The following is a 23,693-nucleotide window of genomic DNA, read 5'->3' as shown; positions in this document are numbered from 1 at the left end:
TCATTGCCTAAGAGCCGGACATTTCCGAAATCGTCACGCCGCTTCCGGCATGTCCCGGTCGAAGACGACAAGGTTCCGGCCACGGTTCTTGGCGTTGTAGAGCCGCCGTCGGCGCGCCGCATGAGTTCGGAAACCGTGGCGCCTTCGCCGCAGATCGTGCCGCCTATGCTGACGGTGAGCGAAATGGTGCGCTCGCCATCGGGGCGGAAGCGGATCAATTCGACTTCCTGGCGCATGCGCTCGGCGATGCGCGTGGCTTCTGATTCGCTGGCGCCGATGAGGAAAGCGCCAAATTCCTCGCCGCCGATGCGCCCCAGCACATCGCCGCTCCTGATGCCGCCGCGCAGCGCAGCGACGATCAAAAGCAGCGCTTCGTCGCCAACCAGGTGCCCGAAACGGTCGTTGATCGACTTGAAATGGTCGGCGTCGATGATGAGCAGGGCTCCGCGATCCGACTTGCGCTGCGATCGGTCTAGCGTGGCGAAGAAACTTTCGCGATTGAGCATGCCCGTCATCTCGTCGTGCCGCGCCTTGTCGGCGAGGCGGCGATGCGCCGCTGCCAGTTGTGCGTGTGCCCGCGAAAGATCGCGATGGGCGCTTTTCAGCCTGTCGCTTTGCCAGAAGGTGTAGGCGCTGGCCGGCCACGCGATCAGAAGCGGGCAGACGATGCACAGAATCCATGCAATACCGTCCAGGCTGCCGCCCAAGGCTGAAACCGCCGCAAGAGCAATGAAAATGGAGCCGATGGAGGAGGCTATGGCGACCAGAAAGGATTTAAAAATTACACTCTTCATCCCGTCCCCCTGATCGCACGCCTATTTGGCAGCAAGCCCTGAAGGCAGAGTTTCCCGCTTACATAAAATTCGAATCGATTGGCGATTTTGCCGCGTTTTAACTCGTAGAAGTTGTGGATAAATCTCCACCCCTCGAACGCCGTTTCATGCCATAAGGATGATATGACCGAGCTTCCAGACCCCACCCGTTTCGCCCATGTCACCGACTGGGTGTTCGACCTCGACAACACGCTTTATCCGCATCATTCGAATCTGTTTGCCCAGATCGACGTGCGGATGACGGCCTATGTGCAGGAACTGCTGACGCTGCCGCGCGACGAGGCCCGCAAGCTGCAGAAGGAGCTTTACCTCGAGTACGGCACCACGCTCAACGGCTTGATGAAGCGCTACAATATCGATCCCGACGACTTCCTGATGCGGGTTCACGACATCGACTATTCGTGGCTGGTGCCGGACCCCGTTCTCGGCGCTGCCATCCGCCAGTTGCCGGGGCGCAAGTTCATCTTCACCAATGGCAATCGCGGCCATGCCGAGCGCGCCGCGCGCCAGCTGGGCATCCTCGAGGACTTCGACGACATCTTCGACATCGTCGCAGCCGGCCTGACGCCGAAACCGGCCCGCCAGACCTACGAGAAGTTCGCATCGCTGCACGCCGTGACAGGTCACAATACCGTGATGTTCGAGGACCTCGCCCGCAACCTTGCCGTGCCGAAGGCGCTGGGCATGACGACGGTGCTGATCGTGCCGCGCAATTTCGAGCCGACATTTTCCGAAATCTGGGAGAGCGACCCGGACAATGAGGACGACGTCGATTTCGTCACCGACGATCTTGCGAGCTTCCTGAGCGCCATCGTGGAAGGGCAGGCTTGACGCGGTTCACCTGGGTAGAGGCGGCGATCGATGGCGCTGCCCACCGCTTTCTCGACAGATTGCCGGCCAGCGGCCTTTCCGGAGCCGCGGTCGAGTTCCTCGTCTTCGGCCTCAAGCAGGGCTGGGCCTGCCTGTTCGGCGGGGCGATGCTGTTCCTGATCCTTGCGACGAGGCTGCTATGGCCGGAAGGGGCCTTCCTCGCCCGCTATGACTTCCTGTTTCTGGCGGCGCTGGCGATCCAGCTTGCCATGCTGGCGTTAAGGCTGGAAACCGGGGCCGAGGCCAAGGTCATCCTCGTGTTCCACATCGTCGGAACGGTGATGGAGCTGTTCAAGACGTCGGCCGGCTCGTGGATTTACCCGGAGCCGAATTTCTTCCGCATCGGCGAAGTGCCGCTGTTTTCGGGCTTCATGTATGCCGCGGTCGGTTCCTACCTCGCCCGCATCGGCCGCATCTTCGACATGCGTTATTCGCATTATCCGCCGCTATGGGCGACGGTGGTCCTGTGCGTGGCGATCTACGTCAATTTCTTCGCCCACCATTTCACGCTCGACCTGCGCTACGGGCTTTTTGCCGCGTCGATCGCGCTCTACTGGCGCACGGTCGTGCACTACCGCGTCTTCCGCTTCCGCCTCAGGATGCCGCTTCTGGTCGGCTTTGTGCTGGTGGCGCTGTTCATCTGGTTCGCGGAGAACATCGGCACGTGGTCGCGGGCCTGGATTTATCCGGGACAGCACGACGCCTGGACGCCGGTAAGCGTCGCCAAGCTCGGCTCCTGGTACCTTTTGATGATCATATCCTTCGTGCTGGTCACGCTCGTTCGCCGGCCGCAGCCTTTGCAAGCCGACGAGAGCGAACGAACGATCTACAGCCGATAGAACTTCTTGATGATTTCCCAGGCTTCGTCGGCCGTATCGACGAAGTCGATGATGTCCTGGTCGCCGGGGCTGATGGTGCCTTGCTCGGCCAGGAAATCGAGGTCGATGGCGCGCCGCCAGAACGACGTTCCGAACAGGATGACGGGAACGCGCTCCATGCGGCCGGTCTGGATCAGCGTCAGCGTTTCGAAAAACTCGTCCATCGTGCCGAAGCCGCCTGGAAAGACGGCGACCGCCTTGGCGCGCATGACGAAATGCATCTTCCTGATCGCGAAATAATGGAAGTTGAAGCACAGTTCCGGCGTCACGTAGACATTGGGCGCCTGCTCGTGCGGCAGCACGATGTTGAGCCCGATCGACGGCGCGCCGACATCGTCGGCACCGCGGTTGCCGGCTTCCATGACGCCGGGGCCGCCGCCGGTGACCACCACGAATTCGCGGAAATAGGTGGTGGCCGACTGCTGCGAGCAGAGGCGGGCAAACTTGCGCGCCTCCTCATAGTATTTGCTGTTTTCCTCGAGATTGCGCTTTTGCGTCTCGTTTTTTGCCGCCCAGGCATCGCCGCCGGGCTCCGGGATGCGCGCGCCGCCGAACAGGATCACCGTCGAGCGGATGCCGCGCTCGGCGAGAATCATCTCGGGCTTCAGCAATTCGAGTTGCAGGCGTACCGGACGCAGCTCGCGGCGCGTCATGAATTCTTCGTCGTTCCATGCCAGACGATAAGTCGCAGCACGCGTCTGCGGCGTGTCGGGAGCGCTTTTTGCCCGCTCCAGATCCTCGTCCGAGTGCGGCAGAGGCGTCCATCCGGCTTTTTCCATCGGATTCATATGAAGTTCCCCAAGTTTGCCGCCCGACAGCGCCGTCCCGTGGCGCAGCCGCGATTGACCCTCTCCATACCTTCAAATAGGGTCCGCGCGGCTTACAAACAGGTTAAGAGCCGCCCCTTAACAGCACGTGTAACGGAGCATCTCATGTCGAAGTCCGATATTGCGAACCTCGAACAGACCATCGACAAGGCCTTTGAGGAACGCGACGGCATTTCGACGGCCACGCGCGGCGAGGTCCGCGATGCGATCGAGACGGCGCTGAACCTGCTCGACCGCGGCGAGGTACGGGTGGCGGAAAAGCGCGCCGACAACAGCTGGCATGTCAACCAGTGGCTGAAGAAGGCCGTTCTGTTGTCATTCCGGCTCAATCCGATGGAGATCATCAAGGGTGCGCCGGGCGACGGCAATTGGTGGGACAAGGTGCCTTCCAAGTTCTCGGGCTGGGGCGCGGTTGATTTCGAAAAGGCAGGTTTCCGGGCCGTGCCATCCTGCGTCGTGCGGCGTTCCGCCTATGTCGCGCCGGGAGCAGTGCTGATGCCGTCCTTCGTCAATGTCGGCGCCTATGTCGATTCCGGCACCATGGTCGATACCTGGGCCTCGGTCGGCTCCTGCGCCCAGATCGGCAAGAACGTGCACCTGTCCGGCGGCGTCGGCATCGGCGGCGTGCTGGAGCCGATGCAGGCAGGGCCGACGATCATCGAGGACAACTGCTTCATCGGCGCGCGCTCGGAAGTGGTCGAGGGCTGCATCGTGCGCGAAGGCTCGGTGCTTGGCATGGGCGTGTTCATCGGCCAGTCGACCAAGATCGTCGACCGCGCCACGGGCGAGGTGTTCTATGGCGAAGTGCCGGCCAATTCGGTTGTCGTCGCCGGTTCACTGCCGGGCAAGCCTTCGCCGAACGGCGAGCCGGGGCCGAGCCTCTATTGCGCCGTCATCGTCAAGCGCGTCGATGCCAAGACCCGCTCGAAGACCTCGATCAACGAACTGCTGCGCGACTGAGACTTGAAGCGACAGGGTGAACCGCGTGGCTGACCGACCGCAGCTTCTCTGGCTCTTCTTCGGCGTTTCCGGCCGAGTCAGCCGCGCCGCCTATTTTCTGGGCGGCCTGCTGGTGGCGATCGCGCAGGCGTTTCCCCTTTATCGGTTCACGCTGGTGATGGAGGGAACGCCGGAAAGCGCGCTGTGGTCGACCGTGTTCATGGTCGTCTTCCTTGCCTCGCTATGGTCCAATGTGGCGCTTGCGGTGAAGCGGCTGCATGATCTCGGCAAGACGGGATTGGCAGCGGTCGTTCTTTTCGTGCCGGTGATCTCGATTGTCGCCTTTCTGGTGCTGTGCCTGTTTCCCGGCCAGCAGGGACCGAACCGCTACGGACAGCGCACCAACGCGCCCGCCCGATAGTCTGTTTGCCATGTTCACGCTGGCCTCACGGTCAGGCCGTGACAGCCTCGACGCTTTCGATTATCGCTTTGCCCATGATGCTGCCGACAGACCCCGCTGAAAACCTTGCCGCGCTGATCCGCTGCGCTTCCGTGACGCCTGACGAGGGCGGCGCGCTTGCCACACTTGAGACGATGCTGAAGCCGATGGGCTTTGACATCGAGCGGCCGGTTTTTTCGGAGGACGGCACGCCCGATGTCGAGAACCTCTACGCCCGGCGTTCCGGCAACGGCCCGCACCTGATGTTTGCCGGCCATACCGACGTCGTTCCGGTCGGAGACGAGGCTGCATGGACGCACCCGCCCTTTGCCGCGGAAATCGCGCATGGCGAGATGTACGGGCGCGGCGCCGTCGACATGAAGGGCGGCATCGCCTGCTTCATCGCGGCCCTCGCGCGTCATGTTGCCGAAAGCGGCGGACCCAGGGGTTCGGTCTCGCTGCTGATTACCGGCGACGAGGAAGGTCCTTCCATCAACGGTACCGTCAAGCTGCTCGAATGGGCGGCGGCCAAGGGCGAGAAGTGGGATGCTTCGCTGGTCGGTGAGCCGACCAACCCGAACGCGCTGGGCGACATGATCAAGATCGGCAGGCGCGGCTCGATGTCCGGCGTCATTACGGTGAACGGCAGGCAGGGCCACGCCGCCTATCCGCATCTTGCCGACAACCCGGTGCGTGGATTGATGACGCTGGTCGATGCCTTGCTCTACCCGGTTTTCGACAAGGGCACGAAGGACTTCCAGCCGACCAATCTCGAAGTCACCTCGGTCGATGTCGGCAATCCGGCCACCAACGTCATCCCCGCCAAGGCGACCGCGGCGTTCAACATCCGTTTCAACGATACGTGGACGGCGGAGACGATCCAGGCGGAAATCCACAACCGGCTGGACGTTGCCAGCCGCAGGCGGAAGTATCGGGCGGGCCGCAAGGAAGCCATCGACTTCGATCTTCTCTGGCGCGACCGCCCGAGCCATGTCTTCCTGACGCGTGACGACCGGCTGATCGAGACGCTGAGCGGCTCGGTCAAGGCGGTGGTCGGCAAGAGCCCGACCCTGTCGACCTCGGGTGGAACCTCCGACGCCCGCTTCATCAAGGACTATTGCCCGGTGGTCGAATTCGGCCTCGTCGGCCAGACCATGCACATGGTGGACGAGCGCGTCGCGGTGGCTGACCTCGAAACGCTGACGCAGATCTACCAGCGCTTCATCGCCGACTGGTTCGAGCGAGGCTAGCACAAGATGCTGTCGGCGGATGAGATCCAGACATCACTCACCGGCGCCTGGCACTTGATGATGGGCAAGCCTGATGGCGTGCGCCTGCTCGATCTGTCCGCCGACGGGTTCTGGAATTCATTCTTCGCGCTGGTCGTGGCAGCCCCTGCGCTCATCGTCGGCTGGGTCGGCGTTGCCAACGAGATCGGCGATCCTGACGCCTTTTCGGGCAGGCTTGGCGCGCTTGTCCGGGTCGCGCTGGTCGATATCGGAACCTGGACGCTGCCGCTGGTCGCCCTTGCCTTCGTTTCGCGTTATGCGGGGATCGCGACGCGCTTCGTGCCCTATGTCGTTGCCAGCAACTGGGCATCGGCACTGATCGCATGGATGCTGCTGCCGTCTGCTCTGGTCAGGCTTTTCCTGCCGTCGACGGATCAGTTCGCGGCACTGGTGACGCTGTTCTTCTTCCTGCTGTCGATGGTCCTGACATGGCGCATGACCAACGCTGTCATCGCCAAGGGAGCGGCTGTCGGCTCTGCCGTGTTTACCGGCATGCTGATTGCTTCGCTGGCCGTGCTGTTCGCCTTGCAGGCTTTGCTCGGCATCACCATTCCCGAATAGGATTCAGGTGATGGTGGCCTGCAAATAGCAACTTTCCATGCTTTCCCGAAAATTCCCTGTTTTCGGCTCGCCCTGACCTCAATCCTGCTTGTGCCTCAAGTGGGATAGTCCACGCCCGCGAGGTAAAGCCCGTCCGGCGGCGCGACCTGTCCGCAGGCTGCGCGGTCTTGCGCATCGAGCGCTGCCTTGAGGTCGCCGCCGGTCCATGCGCCTTCGCCGACGCGCTTCAGCGAGCCGACCATCGAACGGACCTGATTGTGCAGGAATGAACGGGCCGAGGCGCGGATTTCGATGTCGTCGCCCAACCGCACGACGTCAAGGCGATCGAGGGTGCGCAACGGGCTGTTGGCCTGGCATTGGGCCGAGCGGAAGGTGGTGAAGTCGTGCCGTCCGAGCAGCACCTTGGCGGCGCTGTCCATGGCCTCGGCGTCAAGCCGTTTCGGCACCCACCAGACCTTGCCCTTGTCGAGCGCCGGCGGGGCGCGGCGATTGGATATGCGGTAAAGATAGTGGCGGCCCAGCGCCGAAAAGCGGGCGTCGAAGTCGTCTGCAACCTTCGTCGCCTTGAGGATGGCGACGCGCTCGCCAGCCTGTTGCAGATGCGCGTTCAAGGCATCGCGCACCGTGTCCGGACGCCAGTTTTTTTCCAGGTCGAGATGCGCCACCTGCGCGGTCGCGTGGACGCCGGCATCGGTGCGGCCGGCGCCGCGCAGCGAGACAATCTCGGAACTGAACTTCTCGACCGCTTGCTCGATCGCCTGCTGCACCGAATGCTGGTCGGCCTGGCGTTGCCAGCCGGCATAGGGGCCGCCGTCATACTCGATATCGAGGCGAAAGCGCGGCATTCCCGGATGGCCGGGTCAGGCCGCGAGCGCTGTGTTGAAAGCCGAGGCGTAGACGAGCTTGCCGTTCACCGGAGCCTCTTGCCATGCCAATGCCTGCAGCGCATCGCCCTGATATTCGGTTTCGAAGCTGGCGGCGCGGTCGTGGCTGTAGCCGAAGCGGCCGTAGTAGTCGGGATCGCCCAAGACCACGGCCAGCTTTTCGCCGCTGTCTTTGAGCCGGATGTGGGCTTCGCGGATGAGCGCGCCGCCGATGCCGGTGCCGTGGAAGGATGGTTCGACGGCAAGCGGCGCGAGCGCCACGGCGGGAAACGTCTTGCCGGCCCGTTCGACCAGCAGGCGTGAAAACAGGATGTGGCCGACGACCTGTCCCTCTTCCACCGCAACCAGTTCGACGACGGCGTCGCCATCGCTGACCAGCGCATCGACAAGGCCGGCTTCCGCTTTCTGGCCGAAAGCATGTTCTTCCACGAGGCGGATCGCCTCGCGGTCGCGCGGCGTTGCCGCTCGGATCGACATCATGCTCATGACAGTTTCATTCCTTTTTCCAGTCTTGCGCCGCGAAGGAACTCCGAGGCAGAGGCGGGCCTTGAGCCCGCCCGTTGCACTTCGACCAGCCTGACCGCGCCTGAACCGCAGGCGACCGTCAGGCGGTCATCGAGGATTCCTCCCGGCTCGCCCCGGCCTTCGCCGAGGGTAGAGCGAAGCAGTTTCAGCCGCTCAACGCGCCCGCCGATTTCCGCTTCGCACCAGGCGCCCGGAAAAGGCGAGAGGCCGCGAATATGGTTATGCACGGTGCTTGCCTGCAAGCGCCAATCGACGCGGGTCTCGGCTTTTTCCACCTTTTTCGCGTAGATCGCGCCTTGATCGGGCTGCGGCGTGAATGTGAGCGAGCCGGCTTCCAGTCCAGCCAGCGCTTCAACCATCAAGCTGGCGCAGCTCGCCATCAATCTATCGTGCAGCTCGCCAGCCGTCATGTCCGGGCCGATCGCGACAGTCTCGCCTGTGGCGACGGGGCCTGTGTCCAGCCCCTCTTCCATGCGCATCACCATGACGCCGGTTTCCGTGTCGCCGGCCATGATGGCGCGCTGGATGGGCGCGGCCCCCCGCCAGCGGGGCAAAAGCGAGGCATGGCCGTTCAGACAGCCGAAGCGCGGCGCATCGAGAACCGGCTTCGGCAGCAACAGGCCGTAGGCGACGACGACGGCAACGTCAGCATTCAACGCCTCGAATTCGGCCTGGGCCTCGACGCTTTTCAGCGAGGTGGGGACATGGACGCTGATACCGAGCCGCTCGGCTTCACGCTGCACCGGCGACGGCGTCAGTTCCAGACCGCGCCTGCCCGCCGCGCGCGGCGGCTGCGTGTAGACGGCGACGATTTCGTGGCCAGCTTCTGCGATTGCACTGAGCGTCGGAACGGAAAAATCCGGCGTGCCCATGAAGATGACGCGAAGGGCCATTGCCGCCCTTATCCGACCATCCGGCTGGCCGGCTTGTCCTTGGCCAGCTTCTTGAACTTCCGCATCACGATATCCCGCTTGAGCTTCGAGATATGGTCGATGAAGAGAACGCCGTTGAGGTGGTCGATCTCATGTTGCAGGCAGGTCGCCATCAAGCCTTCGGCCATGATTTCCTGCGCCTTGCCGTCGCGGTCGAGATATTTTACCCGCACCGTCGCCGGCCGCTCGACCTCCGCATAATAGTCCGGGATCGACAGGCACCCTTCCTCGTAGACCGAGCGCGCATCGCCGCTTTCGAGGACTTCCGGGTTGATGAAGACATGCGGCGCCGGCGCCTCGTCTTCCTTGGCGAGGTCGATCACCAGCATGCGCAGCGGCTCGCCGATCTGTATGGCTGCGAGCCCGATGCCGGGAGCGTCATACATGGTCGCCAGCATGTCGTCGGCCAGCTTCAGAAGCGGGGCGTCTACCTTTTCGACGGGCTTTGAAACCTGGCGCAGGACGGGATCCGGAAGGATGATGAGCGGCTTGATCGTCATGGCGCTTCACGTAAGGCCTCGGCCCCAACGCGTCAACTACGCTTACATAATCATGTTCACGTTTTGATCTGTCGGAGCCGGCCGAATCGGATATGCTGTGCCGATGAACGAGATGAGCAGCATTCTTTCCGAACCCATTATCCGCCTTGGAGCGACGGTGATTTCGCTTGGCCAGATGCTGGCTTTCGGGGCGCTGGTGTTCGTCGGCCTCCTCATCGCGCTCGTGGTCGCGCTGTGGCGCAGCGCGAAGGCCCGTGCAGCCGCGGCCGCGGAAACTGCCGAACAGGCCCGCGACACCGAGGCGCGCATGGCCGACATCCTGCAAAGCCAGGCTGAAATGCAGGGCCGCATGGGGGCCATAGCCGAGGTGTTCGGCGCAAGGCAGGCGGAATTGACCCAATCCATCGGCCAGCGCCTCGACGCGATGACAGGCCGCCTCGGCCAGACCATGAGCGAGCAGACGAAATCGACGCATGAAAGCCTTGCCAAGCTGCAGGAGCGCCTGGCGGTGATCGACACCGCGCAGGGCAATATCCAGTCGCTGGCGGGGCAGGTGGTGCAGCTGCAGGCAATCCTGTCCAACAAGCAGACCCGGGGCGCATTCGGACAGTCGCGCATGGAGGCGATCGTTGCCGACGGGCTGCCCATGGGGTCGTACGAATTCCAGGCGACGCTCTCGAACGGCAGCCGTCCGGACTGCCTGATCAGGATGCCGAACGATGCGCCGTCGCTGGCTATCGATGCGAAATTTCCGCTGGAAGCGTGGAACGCCATCCGCGCCGCCGAGGGCGCCGACTTGCAGAAAGTCGCGGCGCAGGCGTTCCGGCGCGATATCGAAGTGCATATCCGCGATATTTCCGACAAGTACCTGCTTCAGGGAGAGACGCAGGATACGGCGTTCATGTTCGTGCCGTCGGAATCGGTGTTTGCCGAGATCCACGAGAATTTTGAGGCGCTGGTGCAGCGCGCGCATCGTGCCCGCGTCGTCATCGTGTCGCCGTCGCTTTTGATGCTGTCGATCCAGGTCATACAGGCGATCCTCAAGGATGCGCGCATGCGCGAGCAGGCGCACCTGATCCAGGGCGAGGTGGTGCGGTTGATGGAAGACGTGGCGCGCGTCGACGAACGCGTTCGCAAGCTGCAAGGCCACTTCAGCCAGGCAGCCAAGGATATAGACGATATCCTTGTCTCGACCTCGAAGGTGACCAAGCGCGGGCAGAAGATCGAATCGCTCGAATTCGCCGCCCCCACGGCTGGTGACGCACAGAGCGAAGCGCCGGCGGATCCAAGGCGGCGAACGGCCGATTCCAAGACCGGCCAGTTGCGGCTGAGGGTGGTGGAAGACGGCGAATGACGCCGGCTGCCATTCAAGCCGGCGATTGTTGAGCTTGCATGGAAAGAGAAGTCTTGGTTCACTCCATCCGCCGAGCATTGGAGGACGCGAATCATGGCCAAGGGTCAGATGAAGCCGGGCAAGGAAGCCCGCAAGCCGAAGAAGGATGCCAAGAAGCCGGCTGCCGCGCCAGCGCCGAAGGCTCCGCCCGTTCAGGCAACCAGGATCAAGGAAAAATAGTCTTCGCAGCAATCGGCCGGCAATCCTGAGGGGTTGCCGGCCGTTTTGTTGAGCGCACAACGGCAAAGGCCGCCCTCAGGGCGACCCTGCTGCTGCTGGCTGGCCTGTTGTGTCAGCGTGCCGTGAAGCCGGGAGGCGTCCTGCCGACGCGCGCCTTGCGGGCGGCGTAGCGGGCGTCGCGCTTGGCCTTGCGCTCTGCTTCGTCCGAGAGGAGACGAGCAATGCGCTCATTCTCTTCGGTTTCACGAAGCTTGCTTTCTTCGGCAGCCTTCGCCTCGGCCTCGAGCCTTGCCTTTTCGGCTGCGGCCTCGCGGGTGGCGCGTTCGGCAGCTTCGCGGGCAAGACGTTCCTGCTTCAGCTTTGCCTTCTCCGCGTCGCGCTCGGCACGGGCGGCGAGGATCGCCTGACGCTCAGCCTTGCGGGCCACAACAGCCGGATCGTCCGCTGCAGGCCGTGTCTTGAAACGCTCGAGGAGTGCTTTTTTTGCTTCATTTGCGGCATTGCGCCGCTCGAAAATGTCTTTTTCTCTGTAGATAGCCAACTGTAGTTCCCTAGAGTCAAATTCGCGAGGCTTACATACGCGCCGAAGCCAAGACTTCAAGCGCCAAAACCGCATGCCTGCCATGAAATTCAAGCAATGTTGCAATGCGATGACACTAAGGCAGGGGTAGCAGGCCGTTTTCCCGCGAATGTCTCGGTTTGGTCGCAACAATGAGCTGCGCCTGGCCGGTTTGCAGCGCACGCAACACTTCCTATATCTGCGCGACCTGAATGCGGAACCGACCCATGGCAGACCTATCCGTCCTTGACCTCTCGCCGATCGTGGAAGGCGGGGATGCCGCCAGATCGCTGGCCAGCACGCTTGATCTCGCCCGCCATGCCGAACGGCTCGGCTACAAGCGCTACTGGCTGGCCGAGCACCACAACATGCCCGGCATCGCAAGTGCCGCGACCGCCGTGGTCATCGCCCATGTCGCAGGCGGCACGAAAACCATCCGCGTCGGCGCCGGCGGCATCATGCTGCCCAATCATGCGCCGCTGGTCATCGCCGAGCAGTTCGGCACGCTGGCGGCGCTCCATCCCGGCCGCATCGACCTCGGCATCGGCCGCGCGCCGGGAACCGACATGCTGACGGCGCATGCGCTGCGCCGCAACCTGGATGCCAGCGTCGACAATTTTCCGCGTGATGTCGTGGAACTGATGGGATACTTCCAGCCGGCGGCCGAAGGCCAGCGCGTGCATGCCATTCCGGGCGAAGGCGAGCAGGTGCCGGTGTGGATCCTCGGATCGAGCCTTTACGGAGCGCAACTGGCGGCGATGCTTGGCCTGCCCTATGCGTTCGCCTCACATTTCGCGCCGGCGGAACTCGACCATGCATTGGAGGTCTACCGGTCGCGCTTCGAGCCATCGGAACACCTCGACAGACCGAGGGTCATGCTGGGGCTTAATGTCGTGGCTGCACCCACGGATGCCGAAGCGGCCTATCTGTTCACCTCGCTGCAGCAGGCCTTCGTCAACCTGCGCAGCGGCAGGCCGGGCAAGCTGCCACCGCCCGTCGAAGGCTATGCTGAGGCTCTGGAGCCGGCGGCGCGCGCTATTCTCGGGCAGGCGCTGTCCTGCGCCATCGTCGGCTCGCCCGCCACGGTAAAGCAGGGTCTGGAAGCGTTCGTGGAACGGACTGGCGCTGACGAACTCATGGTGACGGCGCAGGTCTTCGACCACGCGGCAAGGGTGCGCTCTTTCGAAATCCTGGCCGATGTGCAGCGCTCGCTGGCGCAAGCGGCCTGACGCTTCCTACTTGGGCAGGGAAACGGATGCGGCAGAGGCGGCGCCCGTCTGCGAAACGGCGCTGCCACGGCACGACGCGAAGGCATCGCGCTTGATGTCGTAGACTTTGGTTTCGACATCCATCATGCCAAGAACGGTATCGAACATGTTGTCGTGCGAGAAAACATCGCCGGTTTTTGCGCGCAGGCAGGCAAGGTCGACGCCGTTCGCGGCGGCGAAATCATCGGACAGCCAGGCAATAAAGGGGATGCGCTTTTGCGTGTCGGGCGCGAACATGTAGGGCGCGCCATGCAGGTAGAGCCCGTTTTCCCCGAGCGATTCGCCATGATCGGACATGTAGTACATGGCCGAGGCGTAGTCGCCGCCGTGCTTCTTCAGGACGTCGATGATCGAAGCGAGGATGTGATCCGTGTAGAGGATCGAATTGTCATAGACATTGGTAAGCTCCTCGGCCGAACAATCGGCCAGTTCCGCACTGTGGCAGGCCGGCTTGAAGCGCTCGAAATCGGCGGGATAGCGCTGGTAGTAGGCCGGGCCGTGACTGCCCATCGTGTGCAGGATGAGGACGGCGTTGCCGTCCAGATGGTCCAGCCGCGCGGCAAGCTTGTCGACGAGAACCTGATCCAGGCATTCGCCGCCGCTGCATAGTTTCGGATCGGGCGAGGCGGCGATCATCGTGGTGGGAATGCGATCGGCGATGTTCTTGGTGCCGGTGTTGTTTTCCCACCATTCGATGGTGAGGCCGGCATGCTTGAGAACGTCGACCAGATTTTCCGAAGATAGCGCTGCATGCTTTGAGTAGTTCTCGCGGCCGAGATGGGAGAACATGCAGGGCATCGAGACGGCCGTTGCTGTGCCGCAACTGGTGACGTTGGTGAAGGCGATGACATTGCGCTCGGCAAGTTCGGGGTTGGTATCGCGCCGGTAGCCGTTGAGGCTGAAGTTCTGGGCGCGCGCGGTTTCGCCGACGACCAGCACCAGCAGCCGCTTCTTGCCGAGCGAGGCGAGCTTCGGACCTTGCCTTGCATCCTCGCCATAGGGCTTCGCAACGATGTTGGCATCCTTGAACTGGTGAATGCCGTAGTCGATGGAGCTGACCAGCGCCATGGCGGGATTGAGGTAAACCATCGTCTCCTTGCGCTCATGCTGCCAGAACGGGATGTAAGTGCGGAAATTGCTGCCGATAAGCGCGACCGCAACCACGACCAGGCCGAGGCAGAGCGCGGTGTTCGTCCTGACCTTTTGCCAGAACGGCTTGTGGTCGATGCGGACCCAGACGATGAGCAGGCTGGGTAGAACGCCGAAAAAGAAAAGATGCAGGAGGAATTCGGTCGTGATCAGGTGGCCGGATTCTGGCCCGGTCGTCTGGGCGATGTTCTGGATCATGTCGCGGTCCAGAATGGTGCCGAACGTATCGGTGAAATAGGCAACGCCGGCGGAGATCATGACTGCGGCGATCAGCACCGGCTTGATGACATAGGGCGCGGAGAAAGCGACCAGGAAAACAATGTAGAGCAAAAGGACGGCCAGGCCGAGAATGGCCAGCATGGCCGGATGCCCGGCAAAATGCCCGGAGATCTTGCTCCAGAAAGTCGAGTTGTCGAGGAAAAGCACATAGGCCGCGACGATGACCGACAGGATGGTGCTGCCGACAACGGGGCGCTTGAATTTCATGGCTGACTCGACGTTATCAACTTGGCTTGGGGCCCTGCCCCCAGCTTTCAAGCCGCCTCGATTGTGTCTGTGTTATGGCGCTTTCGACGGCTTTGCCGCTCGTGCACAAGCTTGCCGAGGGGGCGAGCTATTTCAGTGCCTTGACCAGTTCTGCGTCCGGAAAACATGTCGGTTTGAGGCCACTTTTCGCCTGCCAGTCGCCAATCGAGCGGCGGGTCTTGAAGCCCGGCAGGCCGTCGGCGCTACCGACATCGTAGCCCTTGCCTTCAAGGGAGCGTTGGAGCGCTGCAATGTCGGAGCGGTAGAGGCCACCGACGGCGCCCCAGCTTCCTGAAAAGGTCCTATCGCCATAGGCGATGCGATCGGCGCCATGCCCGATGAAGAGGGCATAGAGGTCGCTCATATTATATTCCTTGAGCACATAGAAATTCGGCGTGACGATGAAGGCCGGACCGTTGCGCCCGGCCGGCATCAAGAGGAAACCTTCGGCTTTCGCCTCATGCACAGGAAACGCTTTGCCGTTAATGCGGGCAATGCCCATTGCAGCCCATTGCGAAATGGGCTTGCCTCGATCCGGTCCTTCGAGCGAGCAGGATACGCTTTGCGGAACGGCAACCTCGAACCCCCAGTCGCGGCCCTTTTGCCAACCATAGTTGACGAGATAGTTGGCGATCGACGCCAGCGTGTCCGGCGTGGAATTCCAGATGTCGGGGTGGCCATCGCCATCGAAATCCACCGCGTGCTTGAGAAACGAGGTCGGCATGAATTGCGGCTGGCCGAGTGCGCCGGCCCAGGACGACTTCATGGCGTTGCGGGCAACCAGTCCGCGCTGGACGATTTCAAGCGCCGCCAGCACCTCCTTGCGGAACATGTCCTTGCGGGTCGCCATGAAGGCCTTGGTGCCGAGCACTTCAAAGGCGTCGTAAGGCAGCTTGGCCGCGCCGAAGCCGGATTCCCGCCCCCAGATCGCCAGCACGACTTCGCCGGGCACGCCGTAGCGCTTTTCGACGGCGGCAAGGGTTGCGGCATTGGAGGCGGCGCGCGAGCGCCCACCCGCAGTCACTGCTTTCACCGTCTTTTCGGCGAAATAGCTGCCGGGTGAACCAAATTCGGCCTGATGCTGTTTTTTCGGGGTCTTCGGCTTTTTGCCGGGCATAACCAGATCGGGCAGTTTCAGGTTTGGCTTCACGCCGGCAAAAGCCGCATCGAAGGTCTTTTGCGAAACGCCGGCGGCCTTGGCCTCTGGCCACAAATCGTTGCCCAGCCATGTGCGGAACTGGTCGTCGATCGGCGCGGCGGTGGTGGGGGAGGCGAGGCCTACGAGGGTCAGAATGGCGAGGACGGCTGCGAGGAGGACGCGGTAGCCTTGCCGACCCCCCTCTGCCCTGCCGGGCATCTCCCCCTCAAGGGGGGAGATTGGCAGCTTCGTCTTTTCTGCCTTTCCAACACCGTAGGAGATTGATGAAAGCCAAGGCGAGTGTCGATCTCCCCCCTTGAGGGGGAGATGGCCGGCAGGCCAGAGGGGGATGGAAAGCCCAAGCGGCATCAAAACGCAGTTCTCGACTTCAGCGCCGCGGCAAGCGTGCCATCGTCGAGATAGTCGAGTTCGCCGCCCACTGGTACGCCGTGCGCCAAGCGCGTGACCTTGACGTCCATGCCGGCAAGCTGGTCGGTCAGGTAGTGCGCCGTGGTCTGGCCTTCGACGGTGGCATTGACGGCGAGGATGACTTCCTTGACCTCGCCGCCGGCGACACGGTCTACCAGCGAACGGATGTTCAACTGGTCGGGACCAACGCCGTCGAGCGGCGACAAGGTTCCGCCGAGGACGTGGTAGCGCACGTTCATCGCTGACGCCCGCTCCAGAGCCCAAAGGTCGGAAACATCCTCGACCACGATGAGCGTGGCCGGGTCACGGCGCGCGTCGGTGCAGATCATGCAGGGATCGGAAGTGTCGACGTTGCCGCAGGTCGAGCAGATGCGCACCTTGTCCACGGCTTCGCTCATGGCCGCAGCGAGAGGCGCGAGCAACTGTTCCTTCTTCTTGATGAGGTGAAGGGCGGCGCGTCTGGCCGAACGCGGGCCGAGCCCCGGCACCTTGGCCAGAAGCTGGATCAGGCGTTCGATTTCCGGACCGGCGATTCGCTTCGACATGGCGCGGTTGTAGGATTTTTCAGCGCCATTGAAAACAATGCGCCTGTGAGCTTTCCCGCCTGCCGACGCCGAATTTATTGAGCTGGAAACGACTGGTTCTGCGTAATTATGAGCGCGCCGATCGCACTGGTGTCGCTGGGCGTCTGCTCGAATGCCATGACCGGCTGTGGCTCAGGTTGGGGGATGGAGGCCGTCATGATCGACTTGTCGGCAACCTGCGGCGGCGCGGCAGGCAGTTTGGGCTTGGCGACCGATGCCACGGCCACGGTCGGCGCGGTGGCCGGCACCGAGCCTGCGGCAGAAACCTTGAAGGTGGAATCGGGCGGCAGCGGTTGCCACTTGCGGCCGCGTTTCTCGTAGAAGGCATTGCCGCCGGCAACGGCCACGTAGTGCATGTTCTTGTACTTGAACTTCAGCCCGGCGGTGTGGAAGAACATCGCGTTCCTAAGCTTCGGGTGGCGTTCGCCTTTGAGGACCGCGTCGGCAGCGGCCACCACGTCGGGCATGGCCTTTGAGTTCATGCGCCTGGTCATCACGCCCGGTGCGAATTGCCGGGGCTCGCCGACAACCGAGCATATGGAACTGCCATGCCGGCCGGATTTCAGGCGGTTCATCACCACGGTGCCGACGCCGACCATGCCTTCGCGGCTTGAGCGGTTGGATTCGAAGAACATGGCGCGCTGCAGGCACGTCCTGTCCTTCATGGTGTATTGGTAAGAGGTTGTGTGGGTCGGCTGCACACCGTCGGCAAAATTGGCGGCCGACATGCCCTGCGTGGTCTGGCTGCAACCGGCTAACAGGGACAAACAGCCCACGGCGCCCAACACGCATGGCGCCTTCAAACGCTTGGCGATCAACAAACGTCTCTCTTCTTTGTGGCCGCCACGTCCCCAGGTTGCGGCAAGAATGAGACTGTTTCCGGCAAAATGATGGCGGAGCGCCAATCTTCCGTTTTTGGCGCGCCGAACCGTCTCGCGAGGGTTGTATCAGCATATATGGGGATTCAGATGATGGTGGCCGGCAAACGGCAGCATTCTGCGCTTCCGATGCTCATGTATCAAAACATGCACTGCGCTTCGGTTCTCGAACGCTACCGTTTTCGGCTCATCCTGATCTGAATTCCACACATCCTAGAACGGCAGCTTCATGCCGGGAGGGATCGGCAGGCCGGCGGTCAGCGCCTTGGCCTTTTCCTGCATGACCTGCTCGACCTTGGCCTTGGCGTCGTTGTGGGCAGCAAGGATCAGGTCTTCGAGGATCTCGACCTCGTCCTCCTTGAACAGCGACGGATCGATCTTCAGCGACTTCATCTCGAACTTGCCGCTCAAGGTAACATTGACCAGGCCGCCGCCGGCCTGACCGGTCGCTTCGAGTTCGGCGATCTCATCCTGCATGGCCTGGAACTTGGCCTGCATTTCCTTGGCTTTGCCCATCAGGCCGAGAAGATCTTTCATCGTAGGTCCTTCATCTCTTGATTGTTGGGTCGAAACGTCAGTCGTCGTCTTCGACCATCGGCTCGGCAGTCATGTCCTCGTCCGCCTCGCCGCTGCCTTGCGCGGTATCCGGGATGCGGACGTCGATGATCTTCGCACCGGGAAAGCGGTCCAGGATCGCGGCGACAGCGGGATCGTTGCGCGCGTCGAGAAAGGCGTTTTCGCGCTGGGCCGAATCCATCTCCGCCAGCGTCGGTCCACCTGTCTCCTTCGACAGCGAGACGAAAAAGTTGCGCCCCGTCCAACTGCGCAGCTTGGACGTGAGGTCGTTGAGCAGCGTCTTGGGCGCATCGGGCGTGAGGCTGACGTCGAGGCGGTCGGCATCGAAGCGAACAGGGCGGATGTATTTCTTCAAGAGGATCTTGAAGGCCATGTCCCGGTGTTCTTCGGCGAGGGCCGCGATGTCGGCGAGGGACTTGACGGCAATTGCCGGCTGGGGATCGGGCTGCGGCGGCGTGAATGCTACCGGAGCGGGCGATGCCTCGACCAGACGCATAGTCTGCGCGCCATTGCCGCTCGGCGCAAAGGACGCCGTCGATACAGCGCTGGCCGTCTCGCCATTGCCTCGACCAGCGGATCCGGCCGGCGATGAAGAGGCCGAGGCTCGAGGAGCGGCCGAGGTCTGCGCTCCGCTCTCAAGCGACTTCAACGCCTCGTCCAGCGTTGGCAGGTCGGCTGCGTGGGCGATGCGGATCATCACCATTTCAGCGGCGCTGACCGGGCGGTTGGAGCTTTGAACTTCCGGGATGCCCTTGAGCAGCATCTGCCAGGTGCGCGACAGCACCTTGACCGAGAGCTGCTCGGAAAAGGCGGCGCCCCGGCGGCGCTCGTCTTCCGAAAGCGAGGCGTCTTCGGCGGCCGAGGGTACGAAGCGCAGCCGCGTCACCAGATGGTTGAACTCGGCGAGATCGGTAAGCACGGCGGCCGGATCGGCGCCGGTGTCATATTGCGAGCGGAACTCGGCAAGGGCCGCGGCGACGTCGCCCTTCATGAGATGCTCGAACAGGTCGACGATGCGGGCGCGGTCTGCAAGGCCGAGCATGGCGCGCACCGCTTCGGCGCTGACGCCGCCGCCTCCATGCGCGATGGCCTGGTCGAGGATGGAAAGCGAATCGCGGGCCGAGCCTTCGGCGGCGCGCGCGATCATCGCCAATGCGTCGTCATCGATTGAAATGTCTTCCTTGGCGGCGATGGCGCCAAGATGCGCGACCAGCGCGCCGGCGTCGATGCGCCTCAGGTCAAAGCGCTGGCAGCGCGACAGGACGGTGATCGGAACCTTGCGGATTTCGGTCGTGGCGAAGATGAACTTGACGTGCGGCGGCGGCTCTTCCAGCGTCTTCAGCAGGCCGTTGAAAGCCTGCGTGGAAAGCATGTGCACTTCGTCGATGATGTAGACCTTGTAGCGCGCAGAAACCGGCGCGTAGCGCACGCGGTCGATGATATCGCGGATATCGTCGATGCCGGTGTGGGACGCCGCGTCCATCTCGATGACATCGACGTGGCGGCCTTCCATGATCGCCTGGCAATGCTCGCCCGGCACGGAGAGATCGATGCTGGGCTGGTCGATGGCCTCGTTCTTGTAGTTGAGCGCGCGGGCGAGGATGCGGGCCGTCGTCGTCTTGCCGACGCCGCGCACGCCGGTCAACATCCATGCCTGCGCGATGCGGCCGGATGAAAAGGCGTTGGTGAGCGTGCGCACCATCGGCTCCTGGCCGATCAGCTCGGAAAAATTCGAAGGGCGGTATTTGCGGGCGAGCACGCGGTAGGCGCCGGTGGCCGGCTTTGCCCCGGTGCTGCCTGATCCGCTCGTTCCAGCTTCATTCATCGATCAGGACGGCTCCCAGCAAGAATCTACGGACCGCGACCGGAAGCGGTCGGCTGTTCGAACCAGTTTCGCCCGCACGACTGCACATCGTCAATGCCGGTGTGCCGCCCAGGCGGGCCGCCAAGATGGACCAAACAGGGTCGTGAAGAAGGTGGGAGGCTGGAACAATGACCCGTTCCGGGCTCGTTAGGGCTGCTTCCTTCCGGACCTGACCCGGTTGGCGAGTGGATCGTCCACCACCAACCTCCCGTCTTCCATATCGGCAATTCGATGCCGAAATGCAAGTGCGTGTCGAAATCGAACACTGACGCGGCTTTGCCCCAATGAAACGCTTGCAGCGGCGCAAGCCTCGCAATAGCGTTCAAACAGTCGGACGCGCCGTGGCGGATGATGCTATAATGGGGAGCTGGCGGCTCATCCGCTTCCCGGACATACATACGTATCGGGGCCTCTGGGGGCCCTTGCAGGTTCGAGGGGAACGCCCATGCTACCTGGCCTGAAGGCCGGTTTCACGCTTGACGCCCGGCTTGAGGCCGACAGCGAGCAGTTGATGTGGCTCGGCCTGTGCGAATTGCGTGTGATGAACGATCGCCGCTGGCCGTGGCTGGTGCTCATTCCGCAGCGGCCGGGGATCGAGGAAATCCACGATATGGCGCCGCTCGACCAGGCCATGCTGACCTTCGAGGTTAATATGGCGGCGCAGGCGCTGAAGCGCGTCACCGGCTGCACCAAGATCAACACCGGCGCGCTCGGCAATATCGTGCGGCAACTGCATGTTCACGTGATAGCCCGTTCGGAAGGCGACGCCGCCTGGCCGGGGCCGGTGTGGGGCCACGGCATCCGTGAACCCTACAAGATTCCCGAACTCCGCCGGTTTGCCGAAACGGTCAAGGCGGCGCTATGAACCTGCCGGCCTTCATCCGTCGCTTCGAGTAGTTTCCCCATGACTTTCCGTCTTTTTGATGCGCCTGAGCGCGAGCCCAGCAGATCGCTTGCCTTTGCCGGCAACCGCATCGAGCGTCAGTCCGAACATCGCAGCGACGATTGCGTGGAAAAGGCTCTGGCTGAGCCGTCCGCGCGGCTGCTGGTGGTGCGCGACGGCAGGACGCTGATCAAGCTGCAAGGCGAAACGTTTGATCCGTGGTTCTCAGTTGGCGAACTGGGCGGCATCGCTTCATCGATGGAACAGGCGATCCTGCTTGGTAGGGACGACAAAGGGCCGGTGCTTGCCGTTCCGGGCGATTTCGATGCCGAACGCCTGCCCGAAACGATCAAGGCGATCGAGCATCGCTCCATCTACATACAGGGGCTGGTCGATGAAGCGGCACTTGGCGCGCTTGCGCAAGCCGCCGCCCTGCTCGGCTGGAACGCCAGCCATCGCTTTTGCGGCCGATGCGGCAGCCGGACGGAGATGCGCGCCGGCGGATACAGGCGGCATTGCCCTTCCTGCGGCGCCGATCACTTTCCCCGCACCGATCCGGTGGCGATCATGCTGACGGCGACGAAGGAAAAATGCCTGCTCGGCCGCGGCAGGCATTTTACGCCAGGCAGCTACTCGGCGCTTGCCGGCTTCATCGAGCCGGGCGAGACCATCGAAGACGCCGTGCGGCGCGAAACGCTGGAAGAGGCCGGCATCAGGCTTGGCCGTGTGATCTACTATGCCAGCCAGCCGTGGCCGTTTCCCTATTCGCTGATGATCGGCTGCTATGGCGAGCCGCTCAACGACGATATCCACGCGGACTCTAGCGAACTCGAGGACTGCCGCTGGTTTTCCCGCGACGAGGTGCGGTTGATGCTGGCGCGCGAGCACCCGCAGGGGCTGACGATCCCGCCGAAAGGCGCCATCGCCCACCAGCTCGTCAGCGCCTGGGCCGAGGGCGACTAAAGCGTGTTGCGATCTTTCAGATTCGCTTCACACGCTTTAGCTCCTTGATTTTATGCATGTCTTTGTCCCGAAACCGGTTCCCACTTTCGGGAGACATGCACTAGTAGCCGCCGCTCACCAGTTCGCGATACTCGTTGGCCTCGTAGACGCCAAGGATGCGGACTTCGCGCGAGAAGAAACGCAGTTCCTCCAGCGCGCGCGCGACATGGGCGTCGTCGGGATGGCCCTCGATATCGGCGTAGAACTGGGTTGCGGTGAACTCGCCGCCGAGCTGGTAGCTTTCCAGCTTGGTCATGTTGACGCCATTGGTGGCAAAGCCGCCCATCGCCTTGTAGAGCGCCGCAGGCACGTTGCGGACCCGGAAGACGAAGGTCGTCATCATCCTGCCGTGGTTGACGGTGCGGTCGGCCCAACTGCGGCCTTTCGAAAGCACGACGAAGCGGGTGATGTTGCGCTCGGTGTCCTCGACATTTTCCTCGATGATGTCGAGGCCATAGAGCCCGGCCGCAAGCGTCGGCGCCAGTGCCGCCATCGAGCGATCCTGCTTTTCGGCGACAAGCTTGGCCGCACCTGCCGTATCGCCGGCGACCATCGGCTTCCAGCCGTTCTTGCGGATGTATTTGCGGCACTGCCCGAGCGCATGGATATGGCTGTGCACGGTCTTGATTTCAGCGCGCGCCACGCCCGGAAGCACCATGAGCTGGAAGTGGATCGGCAGGAAATACTCGCCGACTATATGCAGCTTGGACTCCGGCAACAGGTAGTGGATGTCGGCGACGCGCCCGGCGATGGTGTTCTCGATCGGGATCATGGCGAGGTCGGCCTTGCCGGTCTCGACGGCATTGAAGGCGTCCTCGAAAGTGGGGCGCGGCAGAGGCTCCATCGTCGGGTAGACATTGCGGCAGGCGGTATCCGAATTGGCACCCGGCTCGCCCTGGAAAGCTATTCTGTTCGTCTTTTCTGACATGATGCGACCTGACTATCTGGAAAGTATCTTTCGGGCGCGCTCGAGGTCCTCGGGCGTATCGACGCCGAGCGGCACGGATTGCACGATTTCGGCGTCGATGCGCATTCCCGATTCAAGCGCGCGCAATTGTTCGAGCCGTTCGCGCCGTTCGAGTGGCGATGGCCCAAGCCCGACGAAGCGCTCGAGGGCCTTGCGGCGGTAGGCGTAAAGCCCGATGTGGTGATAGAGTGGTCCATCCCCCCATGGCGCGGTCGCGCGGGTGAAATAGAGCGCCTTCAGCCGGGTTTCGGAGCGCGGCGAGCCGACGATCTTGACCACGCTCGGATTGGTCTTTTCCTCTTCGCGGACGATTTCGACGCCGAGCGTTGCGATATCGACGTGGCGATCGGCCAATGGGGCGAGCGACGCTCCGATGATCCGCGGGTCGATGGTGGGCAAGTCGCCCTGGACGTTGACGACCACGGACACCTTGCCGGTTGGATCGAGCGCCTGCAGCGCCTCGAAAATGCGATCCGATCCGGATTCGTGGTTTTCCCGAGTCATCACCGCCTCGAAACCGTGTGCGCGGACAGCCTCGGCAACGCGCACCGTGTCTGTGGCAACGACGACACGACCGATTTCGCTCTCGGCGGCGCGCCGCGCCACATGCACGATCATCGGTTCGCCGGCTATGTCGGCGAGTGGCTTGCCGGGCAGGCGGGTGGAAGCCATACGCGCGGGAATGAGGATGAGTGTCGACATCAGGGGATGTGTGCTTCGAAAATCACTTGGGAAAAAGTGTCAAAAGGTCTCACTGGCAGCGCCCTTATAGGTGTTGCAAGAGCCGAGCAAAAGACCTAGTTTCCGCCCGATTTGGCAGC

24 protein-coding genes, 1 other RNA gene and 2 pseudogenes are annotated in these 23,693 nt (G+C 62.7%); 11 read left to right on the top strand and 16 right to left on the bottom strand.

Going from position 1 to position 23,693, the window contains the following annotated elements:
• Positions 1 to 33: 33 nt before the first annotated feature.
• A pseudogene (locus ASD50_RS04450) lies at positions 34 to 794 on the bottom strand (GGDEF domain-containing protein).
• Between the two features lie 162 nt (positions 795 to 956).
• Here ASD50_RS04450 and ASD50_RS04445 point away from each other — a divergent pair.
• Together ASD50_RS04445 and ASD50_RS04440 are read left to right on the top strand one after the other, a co-directional pair.
• On the top strand, positions 957 to 1,664 hold the full coding sequence (locus tag ASD50_RS04445) for a pyrimidine 5'-nucleotidase (RefSeq protein WP_056236670.1): 708 nt from the start codon (positions 957 to 959) through the stop codon (positions 1,662 to 1,664).
• Positions 1,661 to 2,542, top strand: coding sequence for a DUF817 domain-containing protein (locus tag ASD50_RS04440; protein WP_056236667.1), 882 nt, complete (start codon positions 1,661 to 1,663; stop codon positions 2,540 to 2,542). Before ASD50_RS04445 ends, ASD50_RS04440 begins: the two co-directional genes overlap by 4 nt.
• Here ASD50_RS04440 and ASD50_RS04435 read toward each other — a convergent pair.
• On the bottom strand, positions 2,530 to 3,369 hold the full coding sequence (locus ASD50_RS04435) for an LOG family protein (RefSeq protein WP_156464933.1): 840 nt from the start codon (positions 3,367 to 3,369) through the stop codon (positions 2,530 to 2,532). The genes ASD50_RS04440 and ASD50_RS04435 overlap by 13 nt on opposite strands.
• A 144-nt stretch (positions 3,370 to 3,513) precedes the next feature.
• Between ASD50_RS04435 and dapD the strand changes: the two genes are divergently transcribed.
• From dapD to ASD50_RS04415, 4 genes are all read left to right on the top strand, one after another.
• Positions 3,514 to 4,368, top strand: a complete 855-nt coding sequence (gene dapD, locus ASD50_RS04430) for a 2,3,4,5-tetrahydropyridine-2,6-dicarboxylate N-succinyltransferase (RefSeq protein WP_056236664.1) — start codon at positions 3,514 to 3,516, stop codon at positions 4,366 to 4,368.
• Between the two features lie 25 nt (positions 4,369 to 4,393).
• Complete coding sequence (locus tag ASD50_RS04425; protein WP_056236708.1) at positions 4,394 to 4,768, top strand: DUF805 domain-containing protein; 375 nt, start codon at positions 4,394 to 4,396, stop codon at positions 4,766 to 4,768.
• Between the two features lie 74 nt (positions 4,769 to 4,842).
• A complete protein-coding gene (gene dapE, locus ASD50_RS04420) occupies positions 4,843 to 6,036 on the top strand; it encodes a succinyl-diaminopimelate desuccinylase (protein WP_056236662.1) in 1,194 nt (397 codons plus the stop codon).
• Positions 6,037 to 6,042: 6 nt separating this feature from the next.
• A complete protein-coding gene (locus tag ASD50_RS04415; protein WP_056236660.1) occupies positions 6,043 to 6,636 on the top strand; it encodes a hypothetical protein in 594 nt (197 codons plus the stop codon).
• 95 nt (positions 6,637 to 6,731) lie between these two features.
• Here ASD50_RS04415 and truA read toward each other — a convergent pair whose 3' ends face one another.
• Genes truA through def form a run of 4 tightly spaced genes read right to left on the bottom strand, consistent with a single transcriptional unit; the run spans position 6,732 to position 9,477 of the window.
• Entirely contained in the window at positions 6,732 to 7,481 is a 750-nt protein-coding gene (gene truA / locus ASD50_RS04410; RefSeq protein ID WP_056236656.1) for a tRNA pseudouridine(38-40) synthase TruA, read from the bottom strand.
• A 15-nt stretch (positions 7,482 to 7,496) separates the two neighbouring features.
• Positions 7,497 to 8,006: a GNAT family N-acetyltransferase gene (locus ASD50_RS04405; protein ID WP_056236654.1), complete on the bottom strand. Its 510-nt coding sequence runs from the start codon at positions 8,004 to 8,006 to the stop codon at positions 7,497 to 7,499.
• The gene (fmt, locus tag ASD50_RS04400) at positions 8,003 to 8,938 is read right to left on the bottom strand and encodes a methionyl-tRNA formyltransferase (protein ID WP_056236651.1); all 936 of its coding nucleotides are present in this window, start codon (positions 8,936 to 8,938) and stop codon (positions 8,003 to 8,005) included. The genes ASD50_RS04405 and fmt overlap by 4 nt, the downstream gene beginning before the upstream one ends.
• Positions 8,939 to 8,946: 8 nt before the next feature.
• Entirely contained in the window at positions 8,947 to 9,477 is a 531-nt protein-coding gene (gene def / locus ASD50_RS04395) for a peptide deformylase (protein ID WP_056236640.1), read from the bottom strand.
• A 103-nt stretch (positions 9,478 to 9,580) separates the two neighbouring features.
• Here def and ASD50_RS04390 point away from each other — a divergent pair, with 103 nt between their 5' ends.
• Both ASD50_RS04390 and ASD50_RS24045 read left to right on the top strand, forming a co-directional pair.
• Entirely contained in the window at positions 9,581 to 10,831 is a 1,251-nt protein-coding gene (locus tag ASD50_RS04390; protein ID WP_056236639.1) for a DNA recombination protein RmuC, read from the top strand.
• A gap of 93 nt (positions 10,832 to 10,924) precedes the next feature.
• Positions 10,925 to 11,050, top strand: coding sequence for a hypothetical protein (locus ASD50_RS24045; protein WP_156464932.1), 126 nt, complete (start codon positions 10,925 to 10,927; stop codon positions 11,048 to 11,050).
• A gap of 112 nt (positions 11,051 to 11,162) precedes the next feature.
• Here ASD50_RS24045 and ASD50_RS04385 read toward each other — a convergent pair whose 3' ends face one another.
• Positions 11,163 to 11,591 (bottom strand): DUF6481 family protein, encoded by a 429-nt coding sequence (locus tag ASD50_RS04385; protein ID WP_056236637.1) that lies wholly within the window; start codon positions 11,589 to 11,591, stop codon positions 11,163 to 11,165.
• Positions 11,592 to 11,836: 245 nt separating this feature from the next.
• Between ASD50_RS04385 and ASD50_RS04380 the strand changes: the two genes are divergently transcribed.
• The gene (locus ASD50_RS04380) at positions 11,837 to 12,838 is read left to right on the top strand and encodes an LLM class flavin-dependent oxidoreductase (RefSeq protein ID WP_056236633.1); all 1,002 of its coding nucleotides are present in this window, start codon (positions 11,837 to 11,839) and stop codon (positions 12,836 to 12,838) included.
• Positions 12,839 to 12,844: 6 nt separating this feature from the next.
• Here ASD50_RS04380 and ASD50_RS04375 read toward each other — a convergent pair whose 3' ends face one another.
• The 7 genes and pseudogenes from ASD50_RS04375 to ffs form a co-directional block, all read right to left on the bottom strand.
• Positions 12,845 to 14,512 carry a phosphoethanolamine transferase gene (locus ASD50_RS04375; protein WP_056236631.1) on the bottom strand — a complete coding sequence of 556 codons (1,668 nt, stop codon included), beginning with the start codon at positions 14,510 to 14,512 and terminating at the stop codon, positions 12,845 to 12,847.
• A gap of 127 nt (positions 14,513 to 14,639) precedes the next feature.
• On the bottom strand, positions 14,640 to 15,908 hold the full coding sequence (locus ASD50_RS04370; RefSeq protein WP_056236630.1) for a lytic murein transglycosylase: 1,269 nt from the start codon (positions 15,906 to 15,908) through the stop codon (positions 14,640 to 14,642).
• Positions 15,909 to 16,057: 149 nt separating this feature from the next.
• A complete protein-coding gene (gene recR / locus ASD50_RS04365) occupies positions 16,058 to 16,663 on the bottom strand; it encodes a recombination mediator RecR (protein ID WP_056236628.1) in 606 nt (201 codons plus the stop codon).
• Between the two features lie 340 nt (positions 16,664 to 17,003).
• Positions 17,004 to 17,520, bottom strand: a pseudogene (locus ASD50_RS04360) (cell wall hydrolase); the annotation flags it as partial.
• A gap of 273 nt (positions 17,521 to 17,793) precedes the next feature.
• Complete coding sequence (locus tag ASD50_RS04355; RefSeq protein WP_056236624.1) at positions 17,794 to 18,117, bottom strand: YbaB/EbfC family nucleoid-associated protein; 324 nt, start codon at positions 18,115 to 18,117, stop codon at positions 17,794 to 17,796.
• A 37-nt stretch (positions 18,118 to 18,154) separates the two neighbouring features.
• Positions 18,155 to 19,981 carry a DNA polymerase III subunit gamma/tau gene (locus ASD50_RS04350; protein ID WP_056236621.1) on the bottom strand — a complete coding sequence of 609 codons (1,827 nt, stop codon included), beginning with the start codon at positions 19,979 to 19,981 and terminating at the stop codon, positions 18,155 to 18,157.
• 151 nt (positions 19,982 to 20,132) lie between these two features.
• Positions 20,133 to 20,229: signal recognition particle sRNA small type (gene ffs / locus ASD50_RS22270), an RNA gene on the bottom strand.
• A 236-nt stretch (positions 20,230 to 20,465) separates the two neighbouring features.
• Here ffs and ASD50_RS04345 point away from each other — a divergent pair.
• Complete coding sequence (locus ASD50_RS04345) at positions 20,466 to 20,885, top strand: HIT domain-containing protein (protein ID WP_056236619.1); 420 nt, start codon at positions 20,466 to 20,468, stop codon at positions 20,883 to 20,885.
• 39 nt (positions 20,886 to 20,924) lie between these two features.
• Positions 20,925 to 21,866, top strand: a complete 942-nt coding sequence (nudC, locus tag ASD50_RS04340; RefSeq protein ID WP_056236617.1) for an NAD(+) diphosphatase — start codon at positions 20,925 to 20,927, stop codon at positions 21,864 to 21,866.
• A 100-nt stretch (positions 21,867 to 21,966) separates the two neighbouring features.
• Here the strand turns inward: nudC and ASD50_RS04335 are convergent, their stop codons facing one another.
• A complete protein-coding gene (locus ASD50_RS04335) occupies positions 21,967 to 22,833 on the bottom strand; it encodes a prephenate dehydratase (protein WP_056236615.1) in 867 nt (288 codons plus the stop codon).
• A 12-nt stretch (positions 22,834 to 22,845) separates the two neighbouring features.
• Positions 22,846 to 23,574 (bottom strand): 3-deoxy-manno-octulosonate cytidylyltransferase, encoded by a 729-nt coding sequence (locus ASD50_RS04330; protein ID WP_056236613.1) that lies wholly within the window; start codon positions 23,572 to 23,574, stop codon positions 22,846 to 22,848.
• Positions 23,575 to 23,693: the final 119 nt, after the last annotated feature.

Source organism: Mesorhizobium sp. Root552 (genome assembly GCF_001427285.1).
In the GTDB taxonomy this organism is placed as follows: domain Bacteria; phylum Pseudomonadota; class Alphaproteobacteria; order Rhizobiales; family Rhizobiaceae; genus Mesorhizobium.
The sequence above is the reverse complement of the archived record's forward strand: the minus strand, read 5'-3'. Positions and strand labels throughout refer to the sequence as shown.